Source organism: Paenibacillus sp. J22R67 (assembly GCF_059692175.1).
This window is the reverse complement of sequence record NZ_JCAUAX010000019.1, coordinates 41,438-68,167: the sequence shown is the minus strand read 5'-3', so window position 1 is coordinate 68,167 and position 26,730 is coordinate 41,438. Positions and strand designations below refer to the sequence as shown.

Sequence of the window (26,730 nt, the reverse complement as noted above, 5' to 3'; positions counted from 1 at the left end):
ACGTGTTACTCACCCGTCCGCCGCTAAGCACCGAAGTGCTCCGCTCGACTTGCATGTATTAGGCACGCCGCCAGCGTTCGTCCTGAGCCAGGATCAAACTCTCCATAATAGAAAAGCTTAATTGTACTCATTGACTTGCTAGCGAGATTATTCATCTCTTTTATAGTCGATTACTCGACTGTGCTTACTCACTCGTTGTTCAGTTTTCAAAGATCAAGTTTTCTTGTCCTACCCGCTCTCTTTCGAAAGCCGGAAGACCAATATACCATACTGAGTTTTTGTTTGCAACTTATTTTTTAAGTTGTTTTCAATCATTTCTTCGTTGTCCTCAGCGGCAACTTTTATAAGATACCACAGACGATACAGACAATGCAAGTACTTTCGACAAAAAATTTCGAGGCACCTTACGATGCCCCGAAATGGTTCCATTATTCTCCTTGGCGCTCGCGCATAAGCGGGAACAACAGTACGTCACGAATAGATGGGGCATTGGTCAATAGCATAACCAAACGGTCAATTCCTATTCCTAAACCACCTGTAGGCGGCATTCCGTACTCCAAAGCACGGATGAAGTCCTCGTCCATCTCATGAGCTTCATCATTCCCCTGCTCTTTCTCACGAAGCTGAGCCTCAAACCGCTCTCTTTGATCGATAGGATCATTAAGCTCAGTGAATGCATTCGCATGCTCACGAGCCACGATAAAGAGCTCGAAGCGGTCAGTGAAGCGCGGATCTTCCGGGTTCTTTTTGGCAAGCGGTGAAATTTCTAAAGGATGTCCATAAATAAAGGTTGGCTGTATCAGCGTCTCTTCTACAAATGTCTCAAAGAATTGGTTCAAGATATGACCAAATGTCATATGCGGCTCGACTGGCACATTGTGCTCTTTGGCTAAGCGATGCGCTTCCTCGTTCGTCATTTGAACACCGAAATCTACACCTTTAACTTCTTTAACCGCATCGACCATGGAGACACGTCTCCAGCCAACAGCCAAATCAACCACATGATCTCCGTAAGGAATCGAAGTAGTACCAAGAACCTCTTGAGCGATATGCGCAATAAGCTCCTCGGTCAGCTTCATAATGTCTTTGTAGTCAGCATAAGCCTCATACAGCTCAATCATCGTAAACTCTGGATTATGGCGTGTGGAGATACCTTCGTTCCGGTATACACGACCGATTTCGTAAACTTTCTCTAGACCGCCAACAATCAGACGCTTCAAATGAAGCTCAATCGCGATACGCATATGAAGCTGCATGTCCAAAGCATTGTGATGCGTATTAAACGGACGAGCAGAAGCTCCCCCCGCTACAGAATGAAGCGTTGGTGTTTCCACCTCTAAATAACCCAGCGAATCCAAGTAACGGCGCATCGACTGAATAATACGGGAACGCAAAATAAATGTCTGTTGCACATCTTGATTCATAATCAAATCAACATAACGTTGACGATAGCGCAGCTCTACATCGCTAAGACCATGAAATTTGTCTGGAAGCGGAAGCAAGGACTTGGTCAATACCTCAAGAGACTTGACCTTAATGGAAGTTTCTCCGGTTTTCGTTTTAAAAATAACACCTTGAACGCCAACCATGTCACCCAGATCCAAAAGATCAAAGGCTTTGTACTTGTTCGCATCCAGCGCATCTTCACGTACGTAGATTTGAATTTTCCCTGTGATGTCCTGGATATGGGCGAAGCTTGCTTTACCCATGCCTCTTTTTTGCATAATACGTCCTGCAATACTAACCTCGTGATGCTCTTCGTCCAGCTCTTCCTTCGTTTTGTCCTGGTAAGCTGTCAAGATATCAAGCGTTGTATGCGTTCTAACGTATTTGCTGCCGAAAGGATCAACGCCCAGACCGCGAAGCTCGTCCAATTTATTACGGCGAATGACGAGCAATTCGTTCAATTCCACTTCCTGGCTCATGTTTTCATCTCCTACATATTTTAGTAAAGGGTGCTAAAACCGGAAAAAAGCTTCCGTAAGGAAGCTTTCCAGACAATTTGCCTATGCTAAGCAAAGGTAAACTGCAACGGGGCTGCGGCTGCACGCTACTTTTTAATATCAACAATTTGATACTGAATGACGCCAGCTGGAACATTAACATCAACGGTTGCGCCCTTTTGCTTGCCAAGAATTGCTTTGCCCACCGGGCTTTCATTGGAAATCTTATTCTGCAGCGGATCAGACTCCGCAGTACCTACAATATTGTATTCAACCAAGTCACCGAATTCCAAGTCCTTCAGTGTAACTATGGATCCTACACTCACCGTGTTGATATCAACATCGTCGTTATTAATAATCCGCGCATTGCGCAGCATTTTTTCTAAAGTGATGATTCTGCCTTCAATAAAGGCTTGTTCGTTCTTCGCATCTTCGTACTCGGAGTTCTCACTAATATCGCCATACCCGATGGCAACCTTGATTCTCTCCGCAACTTCGCGGCGCTTCACTGATTTAAGATGCTCAAGCTCGTCCTCGAGCCTTCTCAAACCTTCTGGTGTAAGAATGACCTCTTTTTCAGCCATTACCAACTGATCTCCCGTCATGTGAAAGATTTTCATATCGTTGAATCGATGCTTCCTGCTAGGAGTTAGGTCTTTATAGAGCTGATTCAAGTAGTATGAATTCACGGTTATAAAAATTAGGAACTTACTCGTTTGTCTTTCAATATATGCAGGAACACATTAATATTGACTGATTATATTGCAACCGTTTCAAAATGTCAATCTCAACCATAGCTGCATGATTTAATGCAGTACGGGAGATTCTTCTTGACTTGATGACGACGATTGCGCAGCAAGGTGCTCAACGTAATCATTCAACGCCCGAACCATTTCATCACGCTTCAACATCTCCATAATGGAGTCCTTCACACGAGCAGCTCCGGTCAATCCTTTGAGGTACCAAGCCATATGTTTACGCATTTCTTTTACTGCAACAGGCTCGCCTTTAAGTGCTATGAGTCGATCCATGTGCAGGATTGCGATACGGATCTTTTCTTCCGGTGTCGGTTCCGGAGGCAGCTCCCCATTGGCCAGATATTGAACCGTACGGTAGAGCATCCACGGATTGCCTAATGCGCCGCGACCGATCATGACACCATCTACACCCGTTTGGTCGAGCATGCGTTTGGCATCCTCAGGCGTTACCACATCCCCATTGCCAATAACAGGAATCGACAGTGCCTGCTTCACTTCTCGGATTATGTTCCAATCCGCTTTCCCCGTGTAGAGCTGCTCGCGCGTACGACCATGAACGCTAACTGCACTCCCGCCGCCTCTTTCGACAGCCTTTGCATTTTCGACAGCATAGATGTGATCAGAATCCCAGCCGATCCGCATTTTCACGGTGACAGGCTTGTTCACAGCCTTAACGACGGTCTCAATCATTTGTTCAATTTTATCCGGTTGGAGCAGCCAGCGTGCACCAGCATCACATTTGGTGATTTTGGGTACCGGACAGCCCATATTAATATCAATGATATCTGCGTTGGTATGCTGATCAACGATTCTGGCTGCTTGCACGAGTGTTTCCGTGTCGCCGCCGAAGATTTGTAGACTGAGCGGTTTCTCGCGATCATCTACATACAGCATTTCCATCGAACGGGTGTTCCCGTGAACGATAGCCTTATCACTTACCATCTCCGCACATACCAGCCCTGTGCCAAACTCTTTGGCAATCAGACGGAATGCAGGATTACAAACGCCCGCCATCGGGGCAAGCACAACTTTATTGGGAGCTTCGACATTACCTATTTTCAGCACCGAAGATTCCACCTCTCTTATCTCGCACCTACTGCGACTAACTCGTCCGGCTCTATATCAAGCACTTGCGAGATTTTATTAATGATTTTCGTATCTGGTTTCCGTGTTCCTCTTTCAATTGCGCCCAAAATGGCGATCGATACGCCGAGCAAATCAGCCAATTCATTCTGGGTATACCCTTTTAACTTACGAAAAGCGCGTATGCGCTGAGCTACTGAGCTTTTTTCCATAACACAACGCCTTCCTTTCCTTCCAGTTTCTCCAACTTCGCGGAGATGAATTCAAATGCAGCATCTTGCCGCTCGTAGAGAACCTCTGAGAGAGGGACTAATACAAAAGCCCGCTCATGCATCCGCGGATGCGGAATGATCAAGTCGGGGGTCGTAAGCTGCTCGTCGCCGTACAGAAGTAAATCCAAGTCGATTGTTCTCGGACCCCAGCGCACGTCGCGCTTTCTCCCCAATCGATTCTCAATGGCCAGCAATTTGAATAGCAAATCTTCTGCAGGAATAACCGTTTGAATCTGAACGACCATATTAAGAAATGCAGACTGGTCTACATAACCGACCGGCTCGGTTTCGTAAATACTGGACAAGCCAGTCACGACAATACCGGGTTCCTGATTCAGCGCTGTAATCGCATCCTGCAAATATTGTTCGCGATTGTTTATATTGGATCCTAATGCGACATAAGCTGCAATGCTTCGTTCTCGTTCTTCGGCTGTCATGACGTTGCCCGCTTTCGGTTGATCTCTACAGTAACGCCGTCAAAAATAACGGCAAAGGGCGGATGCGGCTTGATGACGCGAACCGTCACTTCATTGATACTAGTATAAGTATGAAGAAGCTCTGATGCAATGTTTTCCGCTAAAGCTTCAATTAATTGGAAAGTACGTCCTTCGACAATTTCTTTCACTTTGAAAAAAACTTCGCCGTAATTCACTGTATCATCGAGATGATCCGACTGGCCGGGTTTGTGAAGCGGAAGCATGAGCTCCACATCTACATAAAAACGCTGGCCCAATTTATTCTCTTCCGGAAATACACCATGATTACCAAAAAACTGCATGCGGGACAGTGTGATTTTGTCCATTTATGTAACCTCCTTCTTTATGAGCGAATAATGGCATCCGTCATGATGGCCGCCCGCTTGGTTGCTTGTACGTCATGCACACGAACGATGCCGCAGCCCTGCGCGATGCCTAACACGACTGTCGAAAGTGATCCTTCCAACCGCTCTGCAGGTGGCAGATTCAGCGTCGTGCCGATCACGCTTTTGCGCGATGTACCCAAGAGAACCGGATATCCAAGATCAACAAGGGGACGCAGTTGGTTCATAAGTTGTAAGTTCTGTTCGTACGACTTGGCAAAACCGATGCCGGGGTCCAAAATAATCCGTTCGTCGCGAACACCCGCGTCTCGAGCTTGACTCACATATTGCTGAAGATCGCTTAGCACCTCGGGTAGAAAATCCTTATATTCCGTGTTCAGTCGGTTATGGGTAATAATGAATGGACAATCGTAGTTCGCTGCTACACCAGCCATTCTAGTGTCGGCCTGCCCGCCCCATACATCATTGATGATGTGTGCCCCTGCCGCCAAGGCTTGCTTGGCGACTTCTGCTTTATACGTATCTATAGAAATAGGAACGTTAATTTCACGGCTTAGCGCTTCAATGACGGGGATTACCCGGCGAAGCTCATCTTCCTCGGTCACCTCAGCAGATCCTGGGCGGGTAGACTCGCCTCCAATGTCAATGATGTCTGCGCCATCCTCAACCATCTGCCGAGCTCTGCGTATGGCATCTTCCACTGTGACATAAGATCCTCCGTCCGAAAAGGAGTCCGGCGTTACGTTCAATATGCCCATGATGATCGTTCGATCACCGATGGGCAGCTCGTGTCCTCTACAGGATAACACTTTCATCTGCTGTTCACTTCCTGTGTGTTTATCAATTTATCAATATTTGTTATATGTCCGAATCAGCTCACGGGTTATTAGACCCACTTTTCCTGTACCAACTGAGATCGCTTGTCCACTAGGCGTATATAGAGTAGTAACTGGAACTATTTCTTGGATAGAATTGACCAGAAACACCTCATCGGCTTCCGCCAAATCTTCCCAACGATATAAGCCGTCCTGGGTAGGTATCTGCCCTTGCTCAGCAATCCGCAGTACATGCGCTCTAGTGATTCCAGCCAAAATGCCTGTATCCAGTGATGGCGTGTAGCAAGTGCCGTCCTTAATGAAAAAGATGTTGCTGACAATCCCTTCAGCCACATATCCCTCTTCACTCATCATCAGACCCTCTGCGCCTGCGGCCCAAGGGTATTGGGCTAGCTCTCTTTTGGCCAAAATATTGTTCATATAGTGAAAGGACTTGAATCGGTACAAGCCCTCCGGTGTATTGCGCGGCAGCTTCAGCAGCTGTAAGGCTTTGCCCTCTTCGTAGATCTTCGTATCCCTAGGCGGGAGAGCCTTGATATAGACAATTTCGGTAGGCTGCCCGTAGTCCCCCGAAGGAAGACCAAGCACTTCTACCCCAGCTGATACGGAAAAACGAATATAGGCATCCTGGAGCTCGTTCGCAGCTAGCAATTCATTGATTAGCTTCTGTACGCGGTCAAGATCAGGTTCATACCCAATACCCAGTTCCTTGCACCCCTCTGCAAGGCGATTCATATGCTCAGCGAGGAGAAAAGGAACTTTGTCATAGGTACGGAAGGTCTCAAAGAGACCAAGTCCGTAAAGAAAACCGTGATCATAAACCGAGACCACGGCTTGTTGTTCATCCATAAGTTTGCCATTGATGCTAATCATCATAAATTAAGCTCCTGCTTTAGCCGTTCGGCGAAGAAAATTACGCAGCATTTGGTGGCCATGCTCCGTGATAATGGATTCTGGGTGAAACTGAACGCCCTCAATTGGATATTCCTTATGACGCAATGCCATGATTTCACCTTCAGCGGTACGCGCACTGACTTCCAAGCAATCAGGCAGCGTCTCTGCTTTGACAATCAAGGAATGGTAACGCGTTGCAATAAAAGGAGATGGTAACCCTTCAAATAGCGTTTGGCCATCATGAAAAATTTCGGATGTCTTGCCGTGCATTAAGCGCTCAGCGCGAATGACGTCGCCGCCAAAAGCTTGTCCAATGGACTGATGTCCCAGACAAACGCCGAAAATGGGGATTTTACCCTTGAAATGGTCAATCAGTGATAGGCTAATACCGGCTTCATTCGGCGTGCAAGGACCCGGAGATATTAAGATATGGTCCGGCGATAAGACCTCCACACCTGCTAAATCAATTTCGTCGTTGCGACGAACGATGACTTCTTCCCCAATTTCCCCCAAGTATTGGACGAGGTTGTACGTAAACGAATCATAATTATCAATCACTAAAATCATTCTAAGCTCCCCTTTCGTCAGCCCTGCTCAGGCTTAAGCTCGGCTCATGCTCCGCTCGCTATATTCGATTGCTTTCCACATCGCTTTGGCTTTATTCAAAGATTCGATATACTCACGCTCGGGAATAGAATCGATAACGATCCCCGCTCCCGCTTGAATATGCCCCATACCTTCTGCCGCCACAAGCGTGCGTATAATAATATTAAATTCCATATTCCCATTATAGTCAATCCACCCCATAGAACCCGTATAGGGGCCGCGACGGACTGGTTCTAACTCTTCAATGATTTCCATCGTCCGAATCTTCGGCGCGCCCGTGATTGTTCCTCCAGGGAACGTAGCCGCAATGACATCGTACGCATCCTTTCCTTCCGCAAGCTCGCCAACCACTTCAGAGACGATATGCATGACATGGGAATAATACTCGATGACCATGAAATCTTTGACACGGACGGAGCCGTACTTGGAGATACGGCCAAGATCGTTGCGCTCGAGGTCGACCAGCATGACGTGCTCGGCGCGCTCTTTTTCGTTGTCGATGAGCTCCCCGGCCAGGCGCAGGTCATCTTGCTCGTCCTTGCCGCGCGGGCGCGTGCCTGCGATAGGACGCGTCCGCAGGACGCCGTCCTCCAGCTGCACGAGCAGCTCCGGCGAGCCGGAGACGAGGGCGAAGCCTGCGAAGCGCAGCAAGCCCATGTAAGGCGAGGGATTGACGATGCGCAGTGCCTCGTAGATCTCTTCCGGCGTCGTGTTCAGCCGCCGGCTCTGTCTCACTGACAAGTTGACTTGGAACACGTCACCTTGAGAGATATAGGCTTGGATGCGCTGCACCGCCGCCATGTAGTCGGCTTTGCCGAACGCAGGCTCGATGCCTGCGATGCTCTCTACATCGATGTGCAGCTGCTCGCGCGCGATCGATGTTCCTTCCGTGCCGCCGCGCTGCGAGCCCGCCGTGCCGTTAGCGCAGATGGCCTGCCAGCGACGGAGCATGGCCTCTGCCTGGGCTTGCGCCTGCGCGTACAGCTGCTGCAGATACGCGTCATCTGCAGTCAGGTCCGCCTGCAAAGGCATGTGCACTGTGATGTATAGGCTCTTCTCAAGGTGATCTACTGCCCATACTTGATCATACATAGCGAAGCTGTAATCTGGAATTGGCAGATCGTCTGCCGCTTGGGTTGGAAGCTTCTCGATGGTACGAATTACATCGTAACTCCAATACCCGACGCATCCTCCTAAAAACTTAGGACCGCCTTCTACTTTGGGACTAAGATAGTGGGACATCCACTTTTTCACGATCGAAAGCGGTTCGCCTTTCATACGAGTTACATGACCGGACAAGGTCATGTCGGCTTCCATTCCTTTTCCATGTACAGTTGAAAATGGTTGTATTCCGAGGAACGTGTATCTTCCTCCCTTCCCGCTCTCCAGTACGAAGGAATCTGGCGCCGCTTCCTTCCAGGCTGATTCCCATGAGAAGATGCGATCTTTGTCCAGTTCAAACTTAACGACGTAAGGCAACATGGTATACGCGGAGGACCAACTGCGCCATTGCTCTAGGGTTGTTACGATCATAATTGCCCCTCCTTCCAATAATATCCGAGGATTAGTTGTCCATTAGTATACTCCAACCTATCACAGAAAAAAAGCCCCAGCTGCGAGAGCTGAGGCTTGTTGGGTCGGAAATCAATTTTATTGCTCTTCGAATTGGTAAAGCGGCGTTGACAGGTAACGTTCACCGTTACTTGGAATGATAGCAACAACACGTTTGCCAGCTCCGAGTTCTTTGGCAACTTTCAATGCTGCAAAAATCGCTGCACCTGAGGAAATGCCGCCAAGAATACCTTCTTCTTTGGCTACGCGTCGGGAAGTTTCGAAAGCATCTTCGTTCTCCACCGCAATGATTTCATTGTAAATGCTTGTGTTCAAAATACCAGGAACGAAACCTGCACCGATACCTTGAATTTTGTGAGGGCCTGGCTTGCCGCCGGAAAGAACTGGTGAAGCTGCAGGCTCAACAGCATAAATTTTGATATCAGGGAAATTTTCTTTCAATACGCTGCCAGCGCCTGAAATCGTCCCGCCCGTACCGATACCGGAAATGAAAGCATCCAATTTACCATCGTGACCCTTGATCGCTTCCACGATTTCTGGACCTGTAGTTTCACGGTGAACCTTCACGTTAGCTGGGTTTTCAAATTGCTGCGGGATGAAGTAGGAAGGATTCTCCGCTTTCAGTTCTTCCGCACGTTTGATAGCACCCTTCATTCCTTCTGCTCCCGGTGTAAGAACAAGTTGCGCACCGTAAGCACGAAGCAGGTTGCGTCTCTCTAGAGACATCGTTTCTGGCATAACCAGAATCGCTTTATATCCTTTTGCTGCTGCAACTAGTGCAATTCCGATACCTGTGTTACCGCTAGTTGGCTCAACAATCGTATCACCAGGCTTAATCTTGCCTTCTTGTTCAGCTACTTCGATCATGGAGATCGCAATACGGTCTTTAACGCTGGCACCAGGGTTCTGATACTCCAATTTAACATAAACCTCTGCGCTTCCTTCCGGAACGACACGGTTCAAACGAACAAGCGGTGTATCTCCAATCAAATCCGTAATGCTTTGTACTAATCTTGCCATTGCTAGTTCCCCTCCAGATTGAGTAATAGATGATTTCCGAGTTAATTAGTCGGTATTATACATTTAATCTTATCAATGCGCCCACTAGTTGTCAACATCATTTTCACTAAGTGCTACTTAAACTCCGGATCAATAATCGCGACTTTCCACTTCGTTCGAAGCTGCGAAACATAATCCTTAAGCGGCGGCGCTTCCTGTAGTGCCAGCTCTCTGCGCACATTTTCACGAATAAACGCTTGATCCGGATTTTCTTTATCACGCTTGTTCTTCAGCTTCACTACGGCAAATCCTTGCGTTAACGGTACTGGCTTGCTGACTTCCCCAGCCTTCAACAATTTCGCTGCCTCTAGAACGGGTGCTGCCACAAATGGGTCATCTCCCTCAATCCAGCCGAGGTCCCCTCCTGTGTTATTGGTTGCATCATCTAGGGAACGATCTCTAGCCAGGATTTCGAAGCTTTCGCCTTTCGCCAGTGCCGTAATAACCTTATTCGCCTGATCCTTAGTAGAAACAATAATCTGCTGGATGTTGTACTCGGTTTCCTGCTTAAATTCATCAGGATGCGCTTGGACATAAGCTTCCACCTGATCATCCGTTATTTGAATATGGCTAGTTGCGAGTTTCTCCAACAGAAGCTTATTCGTAACATCCTCTTTGATTTCTTGTTGGGAGAGCCCTAACTGATTCTGCATAGAGGTATAAAATTGTTCTTCGCTCTCATAACCTTGCTGCATCCGCTTCAACTCACGTGCAATCTCCGCGTCTGCAATAGTAGTCCCCGTCTCGTTTCCTTCCAGACGTATCACTTCACGATCCAACAGTTGACCTAACAGTTCTGCACCATAATGACGTTCCAGCGCTGTTTGAAGCTCTTGCCGCGTTATTTCTCTACTTCCAATTTTGGCTACGACCTGCTCATTGTTCTGCTCGCCTTGCTGCTCAGGATCCGCTGGGTGACTCGATTCTGATTGGTTCATAGTATGGGTGATCAGCAAGGATGCGAGCACGAGATTACATACAGCCATCAGAATGATGACTCCCCACAATCGCTTAACGTTCTGCATCCTGACTCCCTCTTCATTTCCATAATGCTGCTGATCTACAGATCAATCATCCGTTGCAACTCTTCTTCATCGAAACGATAGGCTTCATTACAGAAATGACACACGACCTCGGCGAAACCTTCGTCATCGAGAATTTCTTGAAGCTCGGATTTCCCTAGGGAAATGAGAGTGGATTCAATCCGCTCCCTACTGCATTTACAGCGGAACATAACGTCCATTTGATCAAGTGTTTGAAAAGAAGGTAATACGGTCTGCAGAACTTCTTCCAGGTTTAATCCGCCGCCGAGCATGCTTGTAAAGGAAGGGATACGCGAGAGTATTTCCTCAATTTCTCCGATTTCTTGATCGCTTAATCCAGGAAGCAGTTGAATAACAAATCCGCCAGCTGCCAGGATGGAGTGATCGGTATTTACCAAAACACCAAGGGCCACAGCTGAAGGCGTCTGCTCCGATTTCGCAAAATAGTAAGTGAAGTCTTCAGCTAGTTCTCCGGTAACTAGTGGCGTGCTGCCTTTGTAGGGTTCTTTGAGACCTAAATCTTTGGTTATGTACAAAAAGCCGTCCGTTCCCACTGCAGCGGCAACATCAAGCTTGCCATTCGCTTTGAGAGGAGGATCAACTAGTGGATTATCCACATAACCGCGCACCTCACCTTTGGCATTGGCATCGACCACAATCTGCCCGATTGGACCATCTCCTTTGACTTGGATAATGAGATGCTCCTCACCCTTGAGCATGGCTCCCAGAAGAAGGCCAGCTGCTGCAGTTCTTCCTAAGGCCGCTGTGGCAGTAGGCGTCGTTTGGTGCCTTCGGCTAAGTTCATCTGTGAGGGCGGTGGTTTGTACCGCAAAAGCACGAACTCTTCCCTGGAGGGCCGTTCCTCGAATTAAATAATCGCCCATGTTACGTCCTTTCCTTTAACAGCTTATGCATTTCTCTCATAAATCATTTGTAATCCTTGCAGTGTTAGCAGAGGATTTACGATCTGAATCGTACGGGACTCACTGGAGATCAACTCTGCAAGGCCCCCCGTTGCTATGACGGTAGGATTTACATTAAACTCCTGTTTTACACGCTCTACAATTCCATCAACCTGACCAACGTAACCGTAAATAATCCCGGCCTGCATAGCAGCTACCGTATTTTTGCCGACTACGCTTTTCGGCTTCACAAGCTCAATACGCGGAAGTTTCGCCGCCTTTTGATATAACGCCTCTGTGGAGATACCGATTCCCGGCGCAATCGCACATCCCACTAGCTGCTGGGCTGGATCGATATAGTCATAGGTTGTAGCTGTTCCAAAATCAACAATAATACAAGGAGCTCCATATAGTTCAAGAGCCGCAACAGCATTCACAATCCGATCCGCCCCAACCTCTTTGGGATTATCCACCCGCACATTCAGTCCCGTCTTAATGCCGGGGCCTACGGTAAATGGCGTCCTTTTTAAATAATGCTTACAAAGGTTTTCCATCACACTAACGAGTGGAGGAACGACGGAAGAGACGATAACTCCTTCAACTTCACTGAATTTAATCCCTGAGTGTTGAAACAGACTGTGCAACTGCATACCATACTCATCAACGGTAGCCGAACGATTCGTACTCACTCGCCAATGGTGCAGGAGCGTACGCTCTTGGTAAAGGCCAAGCACGATATTGGTATTCCCCACATCGATTACAAGAATCATAACGCTGTCCCCTTCCGCTCATTAAGGTCAAGTGAAATATCCAGCGCTGCAACCGAGTAAGTTAACCGTCCAACCGAGATCACATCTACGCCCGATTCAGCCATAGCTTTAATGGTCTGTAGCGTTACAGAACCTGACCCCTCTACTACAATATGCGGAGCTTTGCTTTTAATTATGGAAACTGCTTCCTTCATTTTGACCGGCGTCATATTATCCAGCATGATAATGTCTGCTCGGGCCGATAGTGCTTCTTGTAGTTGGTCAAAATCTTCGACCTCTACCTCAATTTTCATCGTGTGGGGGATCTGCTTCCTGGCCGCTTGCACAGCCTGTGTTATGCCTCCAGAGCCCTTAATGTGATTATCCTTAATCATAACAGCATCATAAAGACCGAATCGGTGATTATGACCGCCGCCTACGCGAACGGCATATTTCTCAAGAAGCCGGTGACCCGGTGTTGTCTTTCTTGTGTCAACAAGTCTAGTCGGCAAACCTTCCAAAGCATTAACATAATCCCGCGTTCTGGTCGCAATACCGGACAACCTTTGCATGAGGTTAAGACTCAAACGTTCGCCAAGCAGGATGCTCCGCGTGTTGCCTTGAACTTCAGCTATAATTGTCCCTTTAGTAACTGACGTTCCTTCTGCTACTTTTGTTTCAAAAAGAAGAGATGAATCGACGACAGCGAAAACTTCGCGCGCGATTGGCAGACCGCAGATGATTCCATCTTCTTTGACGTGGATAATCCCTTTGGACGCATGGTCCAAAGGGATCGTTGTCAGAGTCGTGACATCACCGGTGCCAATATCTTCTTCTAGCCAAAGCCGAATCTGTTTACGAATAAGTTCCATATTTAAATCCAGCATATTAAATCCACTCCTCTATGCTATCTTCCCCGCGCTTAAAAACAATATGCTTCTTCCAACTATGATCATCCCGTTCTGGGAAATCCTCGCGATAATGACCGCCACGGCTTTCCTCACGCGCCAAAGCCGCAGTTGTCGTAAGCAACGCACAGTTCAGCAAATTAGCAAACTCATAATCTTCACGTTTCGTCATCAAAGAATCAAAGATGGAAAGTTGTCTGGACAGTTCATCATGGCCCTTTTGCAAGCCTTTCGCTGAACGCTTAAGCCCCGCGTAGCGCAGCATGACTTTCTGCAGCTTCAGCTTCTTCTCAACAACAGCCTGATTCGGAATCTCCGTTCTTGGTGCTTCTGACTCGGCTCGGATCTGAATGTCGCCTTCCAAAGCCGGCAGCTCTTGAATACGTTCTATAATCCTTCTGCCGAATACGATAGCTTCCGACAACGAGTTACTCGCTAATCGGTTAGCGCCATGTACACCAGTAGAGGACACTTCTCCGCATGCGAAAAGTCGGCGGACATGTGTTTCTCCGTGCAAATCAGTTTTCACGCCACCCATCATATAGTGAGCGGCAGGAGCAACCGGGATCCAGTCTGTACTCATATCCAAACCATAATTTAAGCAATACTCATAAATCGTTGGAAACCGATGTTTGATGAGTTCCTCAGATTCATGTGTAATATCTATGTATACAAAAGTTGATTTGCAATTCTCCATCTCGTCGACGATAGCGCGAGCTACAACATCCCTAGGCGCTAACTCAAGCTGCGGATGGTATCTATCCATAAAGCGCTCACCTTTGATGTTACGCAGGTAAGCCCCTTCTCCGCGTACCGCTTCGGAGATCAGGAAGCGCGGAGCGCCAGGGTAGCACAACGCCGTTGGGTGGAATTGAACGAATTCCACATCCTGAATTTGCGCACCGGCGCGGTAAGCAATCGAGATGCCGTCAGCCGTAGCGATATCTGGATTGGTCGTATAGCGGAACAGCTGCCCCGCACCACCAGAGCAGAGGATCGTGGCGTTGCCACGTACAAACACCCGCTGGCCGCCCGGTTTCTGCACGAGTGCGCCGTAGCACTCGCCATCTTGCGTGATCAGGTCGATCACGAAGTGATCGTCCCAGATCTCGATGTTCGGATCTTGCTTCGTGCGCTCCGAAAGAGCTCGTACAATTTCCGCTCCTGTCGCGTCGCCGTTCGAATGCAGAATGCGGCGCTGGCTGTGCGCTCCTTCTTTGGTCAAAGCGAACTCTCCATTCTCCAGATCGAACTGAGTTCCCATTTGAATCAAGTCCTGTACGCCGTTAGGTCCTTCATGAACAAGAACGTCAACAGCCTCTGGTGAGCAGAGGCCGGCGCCGGCGATCAAAGTATCCTGCATATGATATTCAGGTGAATCCTCATCGGAAATAACAGCTGCAATCCCGCCTTGTGCATAACGCGTATTGCTATCGAGGAGAGATTTCTTCGTAATCATCAGAACTTTCTTATTTTCACTAGCGCGCAGAGCCGTAAACAATCCTGCAATACCTGCGCCAATCACAATCACATCTGTATGTACATGAGGAATGGAATTTAAGTCTACATCTACGAGGTATCTAGGAATCATGCCGCTCACCCGTTCTTCACCATTAATTCTCGCAAAGAAACAGAATCCGGAATAAAGTGAGATTCTGTTTCTTCACGAGGGCAAACTAATTCAAACGATTTGATGCGTTCTTTCAATTAAACAAGAGAGTAGCGCATGCTACTTCACTTGTAACATGCGCTCTAAGGACAACCTTGCTTTATCAGCTACATCTTCTGGTACATAAATCTCTGGTTGCATAGTCTCCAGACATTTCACAATTTTCTTTAGATTGTTTACTTTCATATTAGGGCAGACCAGGTATTTGGTTGCAAAATGGAATTGTTTGTCCGGGCTGTCCAAGCGCAATTGGTAACCTGTCCCGTCTTCCGTCCCAACAATAAACTCTTTGCAGTCTGACTCTTTGCAATATTTAATTATCGCTGTCGTGCTTCCCACGAAATCGCCCAACTTCACGACTTCTGGCCGGCACTCGGGATGTACAACAAATTGCGCATTCGGATACTGCGCTTTCATTTCTTCTACATCTTTGACAGTCAACATATCATGCGTATTGCAATAACCTTCCCAGATGATCACCTTTTTGCTTGTGAATTTTGATACATAGTCGCCCAAATTTTTATCCGGTACCCAGATGATCTCATCCGAATCGACGGAATTAATAACGTTTATGGCATTTGCGGACGTGCAACAAATATCGGTTTCTGATTTGACATCAGCTGATGTATTGATGTAAGCAACGACCTTAGCTTTAGGATGTTGGCGCTTCAAAGCACGAAGACCCTCAACATTGACCATATCTGCCATTGGACAGCCTGCGCGTTCATCCGGAATAATCACGGTTTTGTTCGGCGCCAAAATTTTAGCGCTTTCTCCCATGAAGTGGACGCCGCAAAAAACAATAACATCTGCATCTGTTTGTGCCGCTTTTTGCGCTAACAAAAAGGAATCCCCCCGGAAATCGGCAACTTCTTGAACTTCGTCACGCTGGTAATAATGAGCAAGAATAATAGCATTCCGTTCTTTCTTCAATTGAAGCAACCGCTCTTTCAATTCTCGGTTCTGCTCCGCTTTGCGCTCCAGTGCTAAAGCTTCCATGGATGCTTCCTCCCCTATCTGGGATGTAAAGTGTACTTCTTAGCTATCTAAAAGTAGTATGATCTAAGCTCGTTAAAATTAGAGATTTACAACTAATTTACACATTCCAGCATCCCCTGTCAATGCGTAAAAAAGCCGAAATAAGCAGAAAATCCGGGTACACGTGACGTGTACACCGGATTTACGAGTTGCCATTGCTTGTTACTCTTCGGATTGATCCGAATTTGGATCTTTATCTTTTTCGAACTCTAACTTGTTGCTTTCATTCTCTTTGCTTTGCGGCTGGATGTTCACTTTAACGTCCTCGTCAACCCCACCAGCATTCAGCTTGCCTTTTTCCAGAAGCTCAATAATTTCATCCTTATCGAGCGTTTCTTTCTCAAGCAGCGTTTTGGCTACTAGATGCATCTGATCGGCATGCTCCGTAAGAATGGCGCGTGCGCGGTCATAACAAGTACGAATAAAGCTTTGCATCTCTTGGTCAATCTCATAAGCGATTGCATCGCTATAGTTTTGCTCATGACCAATATCGCGGCCTAAGAACACTTGACCTTGAGAGCTTCCGAACTGCATCGGTCCAAGCTTATCGCTCATACCGTATTCCATAATCATGCGGCGAACGATACCTGTAGCCTTCTGGAAGTCACTGTATGCCCCTGTACCGATCTCACCGATAAATAGTTCTTCGGCAACACGACCGCCAAGAAGTCCAGTAATTTTATCCAACAGCTCATTCTTCGTCTGCATCATGCGGTCTTCGCCTTCTTTGGGCAACATCATCACGTAACCGCCAGCGCGTCCGCGCGGAACGATCGTAACTTTGTGCACCATATCTGCATTCTCCGCATGATAACCAATAATTGCGTGTCCGGCTTCATGATAAGCAACAATGCGTTTCTCAGTCTCACTGATGATCCGGCTTTTCTTCTGCGTACCTACAATAATACGGTCAAAAGCTTCCTCGACCTCAGCCATGGAAATATCTTTACGGTTACGACGAGCAGCAATTAGAGCTGCTTCATTCAATAGATTCTCTAGATCAGCGCCTGTAAATCCAGTTGTGTAACGGGACAAAGCATCCAGCTTCACATCTTTGGCAAGCGGTTTATTGCGCGCATGTACTTTCAGTACAGCTTCGCGGCCTTTAATATCCGGGCGGTCAACCGTAATTTGACGGTCGAAACGACCTGGACGCAATAAGGCTGGGTCAAGAATATCAGGGCGGTTCGTTGCAGCAACGATAATAATACCTTCGTTAGCGCCAAACCCGTCCATCTCAACAAGCAACTGATTGAGGGTTTGCTCACGCTCGTCATGTCCGCCGCCTAAGCCAGCGCCACGTTGACGACCGACCGCATCGATCTCATCAATGAAAATGATACACGGTGAGTTCTTTTTCGCGTTCTCGAACAAGTCACGAACACGGGATGCGCCGACACCGACGAACATCTCTACGAAGTCAGAACCGGAAATACTGAAGAACGGAACGCCTGCTTCACCGGCAACTGCTCGTGCAAGCAATGTTTTACCTGTTCCTGGAGGACCATTGAGCAGGACCCCTTTAGGGATTCTAGCGCCAACCGCTGCGAATTTCCTTGGATCTTTGAGGAATTCAACAACTTCGATTAATTCTTGCTTTTCTTCATCAGCACCGGCCACATCTTCAAATGTGACACGTTTCTTCTCCTCATTATATAAGCGGGCACGGCTTTTGCCGAAGTTCATCACTTTGCCGCCGCCACCCTGAGCTTGGTTCAGTAAGAAGAAAAACAAGATGAAGATAATGACGAATGGGATGATAGAGGTTAGGAAGCTAATCCAAACGCTATCCCGCTCCATTGTCTCATACGTTTCTGATGGAACACCATTTGCTTCAATCAGTTGAACGACCAACGGCTCATACGGAGCATGAGTTTCGAAACTCTTCTTATCCGCACCGCTTGGAGGGTTAATATACTTACCTTTAATCAAATACGTGTATCCATCGAACTTCAATGTGACGGATTCCACATTTTTGTTAACCACCGCTTGGCGGAATTTATCGTAAGTAATTAATTCCTTTTGTTCGTTTTGGGTACTGATGAAATGGACGATACCTACTGTTACCAAAAATATAAGTAAATAAAAACCGGTATTCCGGATAATTCGATTCATCCCAAGCCTCCTCTCGAACGGCACACTTTTATTATTTTACCATATCCCGGTAAAGCACTACAACATAACCGCATTGAAGAAGCCCGGAGATATGACATTAAGTTGAGTAAATCTCTGGTTTCAATATGCCGATAAATGGAAGGTTACGGTATTTCTCTGCATAATCCAGACCATATCCGACAACGAACTCATCTGGAAGCACATAACCTGCGTAATCAGGTTCGAGTTCAACGGTTCTGCGTGCCGGTTTATTAAACAGCGCAACGACCGAGATCGTCTTCGCATTGCGTCGCTCAAGCACATCAATCAGATAACTCAGCGTTAAACCGCTATCGATAATGTCCTCCACGATAAGAATGTGCCGTCCTTCTACGGGAACATCAAGATCTTTGATAATCTTAACAACACCGGATGACTTCGTGGATTGACCATAGCTCGAAACGGCCATGAAGTCGAGTTCCAATGGCACTTTAATTTGCTTCACCAGGTCAGCCATGAAAATAAAAGCTCCCTTAAGCACGCAAATGACCAATGGATTCTTGCCTTCGTAATCTTTGGAGAGTTGCTCTCCTAATTCTTTAATCTTCCCTTGAATCTGTTCTTCACTGTAAAGAACGTCTTGAATGTCGCTGTACAAGGATGAACCCCCTAGTTTATATTATGAATCCTTATAAATTTACATTCTAGAAGAACGAAATTTACGCATGTTACTTCAGCACGAGCTTCAGATGAAGCACACGTTCTGTATCGGGACCGACAAGAGCGTGCTTAGACCTACGAAAGCCGGCAATCCAGAGGATTTGTCCGGAAGCATCGACCAGTAACGGGATGACCTCACGCCGACTTAACGGCATTTTGGCATCAATGAACATATCTTTTACCTTTTTGGACCCGTTTAAACCATAGGGTTCCAATCGATCTCCTGAGCTGCGACTTCGAAGAACAAGCGGCAGTTGAAGTTGATCTAGATCCAAAAATACGTCCGTTGCAGATGAGAGTAAAGCAGCTGTCTCTAGCGAACTGACAGGCATCCAAGAGCAAAGCAGCTTGGCTTCTATTTCCGGCAGGTCCAGCACATCAGTATTGGATCCGATCGCATAAGCATAAGGCTTCGGCGAAGGAGCAAATGTCTGAAATTGAATGGCTTCATATTCTCTCACAATATAAAGGGCATCATCTACCTGCAGTACTTGATTAGAAACCTGATCCTGCAAGATCAGCTCGCGGATACTTTCAATCCGGTTAAATTCCAGCCGGTCCATTCCCAAACAAAGACAGTTTAATATTAATTTAATCAAACGCCTTTGTAAAGCAACGTGAAGTCCGCCAAAATCACTTCTCTTTAGCCGGCACGTCGCTTCCTGAAAACTTACGATCCGGCGTAAAACCTGCTCGGTCTCTCCAGCCAAATAATCGTCCTCAGCACGCATCATATCCGTCAATCGATTCAGTGACTCCGGAAGGTGTTCATTGTACTGCTTCAGCATCGGCATGACATCCAGCCGAATTTGATTACGAAAGTACTTCCGCAGCTCATTGCTGCTGTCTTTACAATAAGTAATATTATGCTGAGCGCAATAATTCACAATATCTGCTTTGTATATACGTAGGAAAGGACGAATCAGTTCCACTTTTTTTTCGCGCCTGCGTTCCGGCATGCCGACAAGGCCAGATGGGCCTGTCCCTCGGAGGATTCTCATCATAACTGTTTCCGCTTGATCATCGGCATGATGCGCGAATGCAATTCGCTGAGCCCCGTAATCCGCAGCAACCTGATGAAGGAATTCATACCGCTTCTCACGCGCGGCTGCTTGTCCATTCAACGATGTTTCCTCTATATAAGCCGGCACATCGATAACGCCAATTTCACAAGGGAGACTCAGTTCTTTCGCTAGCTCCATTACAAAAGAGGCCTCCGCATCCGATTCCGCCCCCCGAAACTGATGATTCACATGAGCTACAACCAACTTCCAGTTGTACCTGGCCGTCAGCGCAAAAAGGACATGAAGCAACGCCACGGAATCAGGTCCACCTGAAACCGCAACGACGACGACATCTCCCGAATCCGCCAACTTCTCTTTCGTCACTCGCTGCCGCACTTTGGCGACAAGATCGATTTCCATTCTATATTCCTTTCCGACCTGCCTGTTCCCCAGTAATTAATTAATTCAACCAATACACATAGACAGTAGCACCAAAAATAAAAATGGAGGCGGCGAAACAAATTTTCAGCCATGGCATTTTTAGAGTGGGTTGTGAAAGCTTTTTACCCGAGATCAGCTTTTTCCAATAGTTAAAGGCCTCCTGCGACGTAGTGAATTCGCCTTTCAAAGCTTTATGAAGAAATGGCGCGATCTGGGCTGCCACTGAATTTTCTCGCATAATGGCCGTAAGTTGATCCATATCCCTGTTCTGAGGGAGCATTTTGTTCATAGCTGTGAAGCGTTTGCGCTGATCGAGCGATTTTAAAAGTAAAATGGCAAATGAAAATAAATCATAGCTCTCTTCCGCAACCCGCTCCCCCATATTCCAATAGCCGCGGTCGTACACTTCTGTTAGTTGCTTAATCGCTCTGCCCTTCGGTGTCACCCCGCCAAAATCAATGAGGTCTACATCGCCATACTTGGATACGATCATGTTCTCAATCTTCAAATCTCCAAAAACATAACCGCTCTTATGGATCTCCGTCAGCTTTCGAAGCAGGTTTGAGCCAATGACATAAATCCAATCCTGCCCACGCTTATGTATAAAATGAGAGATCGTCATTCCATCAATATACCGCATGACATAGAAAGATATATCTTTCCCGCGAACCCTCATATCATCCGCATCGATTAAGAAATTCTTAAAGGAAGTATCTGTGAGGGATATGGCGAGAAGCGAATTAATCTCCGATTGGTGGTCAACCGTTTCATGTCCTGCTTTCAAAGCAAATCTGGCCGTTCCTCTTCGTACGAGAACCACAACACCGTTAGAGCCAGCACCTAATAAACGTTCGACCACATAACTGCGGCCGTTCCATTTCCCTTGGATCTCTGCCCCTGGACGGAAAGCTTCCTCATACCACGTAGTCACTCAGCATCCCATCCTCGGTTGTTGGTGCGACAGGGTTCTCCGTCACGAACTGCAGCGTTTGCAGGAGCGCCGGACCTGTCGGAGTCGTACCCTTCATGTTTATTTTATAGAACATCTTGTCTAAATTTGCAAGCTGATTCGTCCAGTTGAGATCCATCTCCAGCTCTTGGTCTCTCGTTTTGGTGGACGGAAAGTGAAATACGGCTAATTCACTCTTGCCACTGCGGGCTCTAAGACTTAGCAGAAGATCATGAATAGCTTCCCGCACTGCTGCAAGCTTAGGCTTCATACTAGCACTAGCATCTATTAAAAGCGCTACGCGAAGAGAAGTAGTTTCACTCATGGAATCGATCACCTGCACGACCTCAGCTCGCTTCTCTGGCGGCAATTGTTCTAGCTGATTAATCCCCAGAATGCTTTGCAATTCTTTGCCTACCGCATGCTGAATCGTGGTCGTTACGGTTTTGCGCGTCATCATCTGAACCGTTTGGGACAACTGGACCGAATTAACAATCCGACTCATCCCCCCGCCTGCTGCGGCAATCTCGCGTATCTCCTCCGTGCCTAGCATGCCTAATTCTCCTTGGTCGACCACACCTATGACATTTACAGTTACACCCTCTGTATGCGCTTGTGCAGCCGCGATGACTGGACTCACACCAACATTCGAACAACCATCTGTGATTAACAAAATCTGTTTCATCATGACATTTACCTCCCTAGCTTAAGGAAAATTTGCTCTCTAGCAGTTCTCCTCCTAGTTTTTCCATTTTTGAGAGGCTCTAATCACCGATCTTCCATAGGAAATGAAAAAGCCAGCCTGCCGATGGGACTGACAGACTGGCCTGGGATTGAAATTTGAATTAGAGATCCTACGGTCTGAATCTTCTTCTTAGGATAAGGCCCAACAGGACCAAGGTGATACCTGCGATTTCTACATACAAGTGACTGGACTCCCCGGTTACCGGAAGGGTTTCCGGCTTCGTTATAGGAGGGATTCCCCCTAATGGAACGTTATTATCAGTGTCGATAGGAATATCAGGCGCCGGTGGTTTGGGATCCGTGGAAGGAGTAGGAACCATTGGCGGTGATGGCATCGGCGTTACAGTAGGCACTGGCGGTTTCGACGGCGCTGGCGTAGTGCTCGGTGCTGGGCTTGGTACTGCTTTCGGTGTTGGACTTGGTGTCGGATTTGACGATGGTTCATCTCGCGTATGCGTTGACGTTGGTGTTGGTGTCGGGCTTGATGATGGTCCTTCTGGCGTTGGTGTCGGTGTTGGTGTCGGTGTTGGCCCTTCTGGCGTTGGTGTTGGTGTCGGCGTTGGTGGTTCAGACTCCTTAGTATTTATGACATTTAAACTTAGAACATCGGCTGAGTGAAGCGTAATCGGGTTCTCTTCTCTGTTTAATACATAACCGGAAGGCGCTGTTTTCTCTACAACGACATAATCGCCTGCAAGCAGATCCTTGAAAATAGCAGACCCTGTTTCATCCGTCGTTAATGTGTTAATCAGTGTCCTCGTTGTACCTGACTTCCGATATAATTCAAAGGTTGCTCCACTGAGCAATAAGGTGTTATTCGCCGAATCAATTTTCTTAACGGTTAATGATCCTCGGACCCCTCCGCCTGTACCGGACCCTCCAGAAACACCTACCACAATATCCTTCGTTGTTTCTTTAACTACTGAGGTTACGTTGCTGCCGCTGAGACTAACTTTATTGGAAATCGTTTCGTGATCATTTGCCTTAATTAAGGACTGATACTCCAAAATATAAGGACTCGATATCTGATTAACGAAGCTCAGCTCAAAAGTTTGCTTACCTTCATTGCTTGTGTTAATGACCAAATTGTAGTCCGTGCCCTTTGTTAATTCCGATCCTTTGGTCACATTGCCATTCCCAGCTACACTCGTAGAAAATAAGTGGAAGGAATTCGGCAGTAATTGCTGATTACTTGTTGGAGTATCAACAATTTTGGCATCGTTTAGCGTGGATTGGTTGCGATTAATAAGAACAGTCCAGCTTATTTTATCCACGATTTGTTCGCCGCTTTTGCTGACGTATTCTCCGCCCATAGGGATGTTAAGGGTGGCGCTTAGATTATTAGAGATAGGAGTTTCTCCATCAAACAGTCTAGCTGTGTTGGAAACAGTGCTGTTAATAAGTTGACCCTGCAGACTCGTCTTAAAGACAATTTGATACGCTTCTCGGATGGATGGATCGAATTTGATATTTAATTTATTCTGACTGTCAACCGTGTATGTGTATTTCGACTTGTCGACTGCTTCCCCTTGGGTTGCGTTACCATCTACAGCGATGATCATTTTGTAGACGGCAAGCGAACCATCTACTAGCTTCTGATTAGACTCCAAAGTATCCTGAACAGTAGCCATTTCAGTGGCCTTGCCGTTGTAATTGACCCCCACTGTCCAAGTAATCTCTTTGGAAGTCGCATTGTAAGCGCCATATTTAAAGCCGTTATTTATTACTTCAACTCTGGGGTCAAATTTTGCTTGTGCCGTTTTGGTCTGTGCGACTTCAGTTTTGTCTATCCAATCAATTTTAGCTAAATTTGTGAAGCTTGTAGTTCCCAGAGGACTAATCCAATCTAAATTAAAGTCCGTTTTGTAAGTAATCGTCAAAGGCTCTGAAATCGGGTCAGTCAGTCTGATGAGGAATCCATCGCTGACATCGACCGAACTATCCAGAACATAATCGGCCGACGTTAAGGTCACTGTCCCCTTTTTGATGACGAGCGAGCTTGGTATGAAACGCATGCCCTTGTTCGGAAATGTATCTAATATAACTACGTTGTTCATCAAATAACTATCCCGGTTAATGACCAAACTCCAAGCTTCGGTTCTAGCCTTGTAATCCGGCGGCCCAGGATATTTATAAATAACTCCCTGTTCAACAGGGCGGGTAGCTGAATCACTATATCCGCTTCCTGACTCGACTGTATTCTTAATGATCACGTTATTCAGAACACGATCAATTGCTTTGGTTTGGTAAGTAATTTTATAAGCCGAGGAGATTTGGTTATTAAATTGCAGTTTAAATCCTTTAGTGCCAGTACCTGTCTCCGCCGTTACCGTGTACTCAGAAGCTGGCAGTTCACTGCCCAGTGTTTCAGTCCCGTTCGAACTCAGAGTAACCTTATAGACATGAAGAGAGCCGGCGACTAGCTGTTGCGTATCATTAAATAAGTCCTTTAGGAAGGCAAGGGGTTGAGCAATGGTCTTCTCTTTATAATTATATTTAATAGACCAGCTAACGACTTGCGTAACGGGACTATAACCATCCTGTTCTTTATCCAAATCTCTACCTTGCTGCACCTGAACCGTTGCAGAAGCGGAAACAGCTTCTTTATTGCTTCCTTTGAACGTTGCTGTATTCACGAAAGTCTCTTTATTAGAATCCGTTATTGTCGTCGTAAATTGAATGCGATATGCCTTGGTAATCGGACTTTCCGCGAAATGAATAGCTAGATTTTGTCCCGTTATATCAACTGTATATTGGCTTGCATCCACCAATGCTCCCTGTACCACAGTTCCATCTAGATGAACTCCTAGTTCATAAACAGCCACCGTAACAGGAACAGATAGACCTGCCGGGATAGGATCCGTTACCACCGCATTCTGAACAGAATCCAGTTTCTTATTCACATCAACAGTCCAGTTAATATCCTTGGAATTGAACCCTGCAGATACTCCCTTTTTATCAATTGTTGAGCTGACCGTCGGTCGAAAATGAAGAGTGAAAATCTGATCGCCTGAATTAACCGGTATGGTAATATTGACAATCGTGCTTTCGGTTAGTTGGCTCTTATCTATTTGCGTTTTGAAGGTGAGCGTACCATGTACATTATCATGACTTTCTATATAGTCGTTAAAGGTGATCACCACTTGATGACTAGTCCGATCAACATGGAATGTTCCTAACTGATCCTGTCCCATCACTAGGCCACCGCTGATATCATTAAAAAGTAAGAATTGCTGCGGCAGATGAAAGGAATACGTATCGCCGCTATGATACAGACCGTTCGGCAGAGACCACGTGTAGTCCAGCTGTATCTTGGAGTTCGGATCGTAAACGTCACCGGTCACGACCTGCCCTGCACTGTCATATACAGCCATGGTCACACTGTCTATAATGTTCTCGTTAATGGTGTTCGCACTGGCCACCGTTCCAACGCCAATCCCGTAAATACTCTGCATAAGAATTAAAAATGTAATTAGCAGCGTACTCATTTTTTTCCTCAACATCATTATTCAAACCTCCATTCACAAATTGATTCTTGTAGAGAATATTTGTTTATGCCTTATGTAAAAGATACAAGTCGTATCATTATTAATAGTATATGATACGACCTGTATTGTAAATCAGTGGAATTTATATTTCTTCACAAAAAATAACAAACAAAAAAACCTGCACTCAGTTATGAGTACAGGTTACTTTCCTATCTTAATATATTCTGGCTACTTTATAATTAGCACTGTTTTTTTCTAACTCAACCGCTTCACCAGCTTGTACATGCACAGCATCGTATGTGGTATCAATTGTCACCCATTCATTACGTTCCTTCAAGAAAACTTGATTCCACGCATGATAGGTCTCAGGATCGTGTATCTCATACCCCATAACAAGACGGGTTGGAATGCCTTCACTTCTTGCCATTGCAGCAAAAGTAGAAGAAAAATCGTAGCAGATTCCTTCGGAAGCTTCGTAAATCACATCCAGATCAGGTACATAACTATCTGCAACGGTTCGGGCTTTCTTATAGTCATACTTAAAATGGGTCGTGATATAACCGTAAATGGCCTTTATTTTATCCATATCCATTTCTTTATCGCCCGCTATTTGCTTAGCCTGAACGACTGCTTTCGACTCCATATTCCAATTAATCAGTGGAATGGCCTGTAGAAAGACTGCGTTCTCGTCTTCCATCTCCAAATCTATTTGTTCTTGCGCAACCACTTTATATTTATTCGGTCCTATGGACTCACCAATCACCACGCTGTATGCGCCATTGCCAAGCTGCAAAGGGTACTGATCTCCCTCAGCGAAAGTGTAGTCATATTTGACATTCCCACTCATGATTCGGACGAGAACCTTGGTACTTTTCGCTCCTTCATAGTTGACCGAGATAATCCCTTTATTCAGAGCAACTTTGTCAATAATAGGCGAGGTGGAAGCTGCCAATATCCCTTGCGGGGCAAGACTGCTGCCTAGTATCGCGGCAAGAATTGCTAGTCTGACTGGTTTCTTAAACACAAGAAATCTCCTTTCGGTAACTGGCTGCCAACTTAGTTCTACTAAGGAAGGCCCTTTAGCTTTGCGTCTCTAGTTTTCGCTAGATTTGCCTTTATCGGAGAAAAAGCACCGAAT

General features: G+C 46.5%; 24 protein-coding genes, 1 rRNA gene and 1 riboswitch. All 25 genes read right to left on the bottom strand.

Going from position 1 to position 26,730, the window contains the following annotated elements; genetic code table 11:
• A 16S ribosomal RNA gene (locus tag AC58VC_RS35980) occupies nt 1-109 on the bottom strand; the annotation flags it as partial.
• Nucleotides 110-428: 319 nt separating this feature from the next.
• Nucleotides 429-1,925 carry a lysine--tRNA ligase gene (lysS, locus tag AC58VC_RS35975; protein WP_497376314.1) on the bottom strand — a complete coding sequence of 499 codons (1,497 nt, stop codon included), beginning with the start codon at nt 1,923-1,925 and terminating at the stop codon, nt 429-431.
• Between the two features lie 125 nt (nt 1,926-2,050).
• Complete coding sequence (gene greA / locus AC58VC_RS35970) at nt 2,051-2,527, bottom strand: transcription elongation factor GreA (protein ID WP_127457170.1); 477 nt, start codon at nt 2,525-2,527, stop codon at nt 2,051-2,053.
• Between the two features lie 222 nt (nt 2,528-2,749).
• Nucleotides 2,750-3,766: a tRNA dihydrouridine synthase DusB gene (dusB, locus tag AC58VC_RS35965; protein WP_497376313.1), complete on the bottom strand. Its 1,017-nt coding sequence runs from the start codon at nt 3,764-3,766 to the stop codon at nt 2,750-2,752.
• 17 nt (nt 3,767-3,783) lie between these two features.
• Nucleotides 3,784-3,996, bottom strand: a complete 213-nt coding sequence (locus AC58VC_RS35960; RefSeq protein ID WP_161407591.1) for a helix-turn-helix domain-containing protein — start codon at nt 3,994-3,996, stop codon at nt 3,784-3,786.
• Nucleotides 3,978-4,493 carry a 2-amino-4-hydroxy-6-hydroxymethyldihydropteridine diphosphokinase gene (folK, locus tag AC58VC_RS35955; RefSeq protein ID WP_497376312.1) on the bottom strand — a complete coding sequence of 172 codons (516 nt, stop codon included), beginning with the start codon at nt 4,491-4,493 and terminating at the stop codon, nt 3,978-3,980. The genes AC58VC_RS35960 and folK overlap by 19 nt, the downstream gene beginning before the upstream one ends.
• Nucleotides 4,490-4,858: a dihydroneopterin aldolase gene (folB, locus tag AC58VC_RS35950; RefSeq protein ID WP_145669292.1), complete on the bottom strand. Its 369-nt coding sequence runs from the start codon at nt 4,856-4,858 to the stop codon at nt 4,490-4,492. The genes folK and folB overlap by 4 nt, the downstream gene beginning before the upstream one ends.
• 17 nt (nt 4,859-4,875) lie before the next feature.
• Nucleotides 4,876-5,691, bottom strand: a complete 816-nt coding sequence (gene folP, locus AC58VC_RS35945; RefSeq protein WP_497376311.1) for a dihydropteroate synthase — start codon at nt 5,689-5,691, stop codon at nt 4,876-4,878.
• Nucleotides 5,692-5,724: 33 nt separating this feature from the next.
• Entirely contained in the window at nt 5,725-6,588 is an 864-nt protein-coding gene (gene pabC / locus AC58VC_RS35940; protein ID WP_497376310.1) for an aminodeoxychorismate lyase, read from the bottom strand.
• A gap of 3 nt (nt 6,589-6,591) precedes the next feature.
• The gene (pabA, locus tag AC58VC_RS35935; RefSeq protein ID WP_497376309.1) at nt 6,592-7,173 is read right to left on the bottom strand and encodes an aminodeoxychorismate/anthranilate synthase component II; all 582 of its coding nucleotides are present in this window, start codon (nt 7,171-7,173) and stop codon (nt 6,592-6,594) included.
• Between the two features lie 33 nt (nt 7,174-7,206).
• A complete protein-coding gene (locus AC58VC_RS35930) occupies nt 7,207-8,745 on the bottom strand; it encodes an anthranilate synthase component I family protein (RefSeq protein ID WP_497376308.1) in 1,539 nt (512 codons plus the stop codon).
• A 117-nt stretch (nt 8,746-8,862) separates the two neighbouring features.
• Complete coding sequence (cysK, locus tag AC58VC_RS35925; RefSeq protein ID WP_497376307.1) at nt 8,863-9,804, bottom strand: cysteine synthase A; 942 nt, start codon at nt 9,802-9,804, stop codon at nt 8,863-8,865.
• Nucleotides 9,805-9,917: 113 nt separating this feature from the next.
• The gene (locus AC58VC_RS35920) at nt 9,918-10,868 is read right to left on the bottom strand and encodes a peptidyl-prolyl cis-trans isomerase (protein WP_497376306.1); all 951 of its coding nucleotides are present in this window, start codon (nt 10,866-10,868) and stop codon (nt 9,918-9,920) included.
• Nucleotides 10,869-10,903: 35 nt separating this feature from the next.
• On the bottom strand, nt 10,904-11,770 hold the full coding sequence (hslO, locus tag AC58VC_RS35915; RefSeq protein WP_497376305.1) for an Hsp33 family molecular chaperone HslO: 867 nt from the start codon (nt 11,768-11,770) through the stop codon (nt 10,904-10,906).
• Nucleotides 11,771-11,793: 23 nt separating this feature from the next.
• A complete protein-coding gene (locus AC58VC_RS35910; RefSeq protein ID WP_497376304.1) occupies nt 11,794-12,558 on the bottom strand; it encodes a type III pantothenate kinase in 765 nt (254 codons plus the stop codon).
• A complete protein-coding gene (nadC, locus tag AC58VC_RS35905) occupies nt 12,555-13,424 on the bottom strand; it encodes a carboxylating nicotinate-nucleotide diphosphorylase (protein ID WP_497376303.1) in 870 nt (289 codons plus the stop codon). Before nadC ends, AC58VC_RS35910 begins: the two co-directional genes overlap by 4 nt.
• Before the next feature lies 1 nt (nt 13,425).
• Entirely contained in the window at nt 13,426-15,036 is a 1,611-nt protein-coding gene (gene nadB, locus AC58VC_RS35900; RefSeq protein WP_497376302.1) for an L-aspartate oxidase, read from the bottom strand.
• 138 nt (nt 15,037-15,174) lie between these two features.
• Complete coding sequence (gene nadA / locus AC58VC_RS35895) at nt 15,175-16,113, bottom strand: quinolinate synthase NadA (protein WP_157324474.1); 939 nt, start codon at nt 16,111-16,113, stop codon at nt 15,175-15,177.
• 201 nt (nt 16,114-16,314) lie between these two features.
• The gene (gene ftsH / locus AC58VC_RS35890) at nt 16,315-18,267 is read right to left on the bottom strand and encodes an ATP-dependent zinc metalloprotease FtsH (RefSeq protein WP_497376301.1); all 1,953 of its coding nucleotides are present in this window, start codon (nt 18,265-18,267) and stop codon (nt 16,315-16,317) included.
• 97 nt (nt 18,268-18,364) lie between these two features.
• The gene (gene hpt / locus AC58VC_RS35885) at nt 18,365-18,904 is read right to left on the bottom strand and encodes a hypoxanthine phosphoribosyltransferase (RefSeq protein WP_497376300.1); all 540 of its coding nucleotides are present in this window, start codon (nt 18,902-18,904) and stop codon (nt 18,365-18,367) included.
• A gap of 70 nt (nt 18,905-18,974) precedes the next feature.
• Nucleotides 18,975-20,390 (bottom strand): tRNA lysidine(34) synthetase TilS, encoded by a 1,416-nt coding sequence (gene tilS / locus AC58VC_RS35880; protein ID WP_497376299.1) that lies wholly within the window; start codon nt 20,388-20,390, stop codon nt 18,975-18,977.
• 40 nt (nt 20,391-20,430) lie between these two features.
• Nucleotides 20,431-21,342 carry a protein kinase domain-containing protein gene (locus tag AC58VC_RS35875; protein WP_497376298.1) on the bottom strand — a complete coding sequence of 304 codons (912 nt, stop codon included), beginning with the start codon at nt 21,340-21,342 and terminating at the stop codon, nt 20,431-20,433.
• Entirely contained in the window at nt 21,326-22,045 is a 720-nt protein-coding gene (locus tag AC58VC_RS35870; protein WP_497376316.1) for a vWA domain-containing protein, read from the bottom strand. Before AC58VC_RS35870 ends, AC58VC_RS35875 begins: the two co-directional genes overlap by 17 nt.
• Before the next feature lie 169 nt (nt 22,046-22,214).
• Nucleotides 22,215-25,610 carry a collagen binding domain-containing protein gene (locus AC58VC_RS35865; protein ID WP_497376297.1) on the bottom strand — a complete coding sequence of 1,132 codons (3,396 nt, stop codon included), beginning with the start codon at nt 25,608-25,610 and terminating at the stop codon, nt 22,215-22,217.
• Between the two features lie 196 nt (nt 25,611-25,806).
• Nucleotides 25,807-26,616 carry a transglutaminase-like domain-containing protein gene (locus tag AC58VC_RS35860; RefSeq protein ID WP_497376296.1) on the bottom strand — a complete coding sequence of 270 codons (810 nt, stop codon included), beginning with the start codon at nt 26,614-26,616 and terminating at the stop codon, nt 25,807-25,809.
• A 12-nt stretch (nt 26,617-26,628) separates the two neighbouring features.
• Nucleotides 26,629-26,716, bottom strand: a riboswitch (cyclic di-GMP riboswitch).
• Nucleotides 26,717-26,730: the final 14 nt, after the last annotated feature.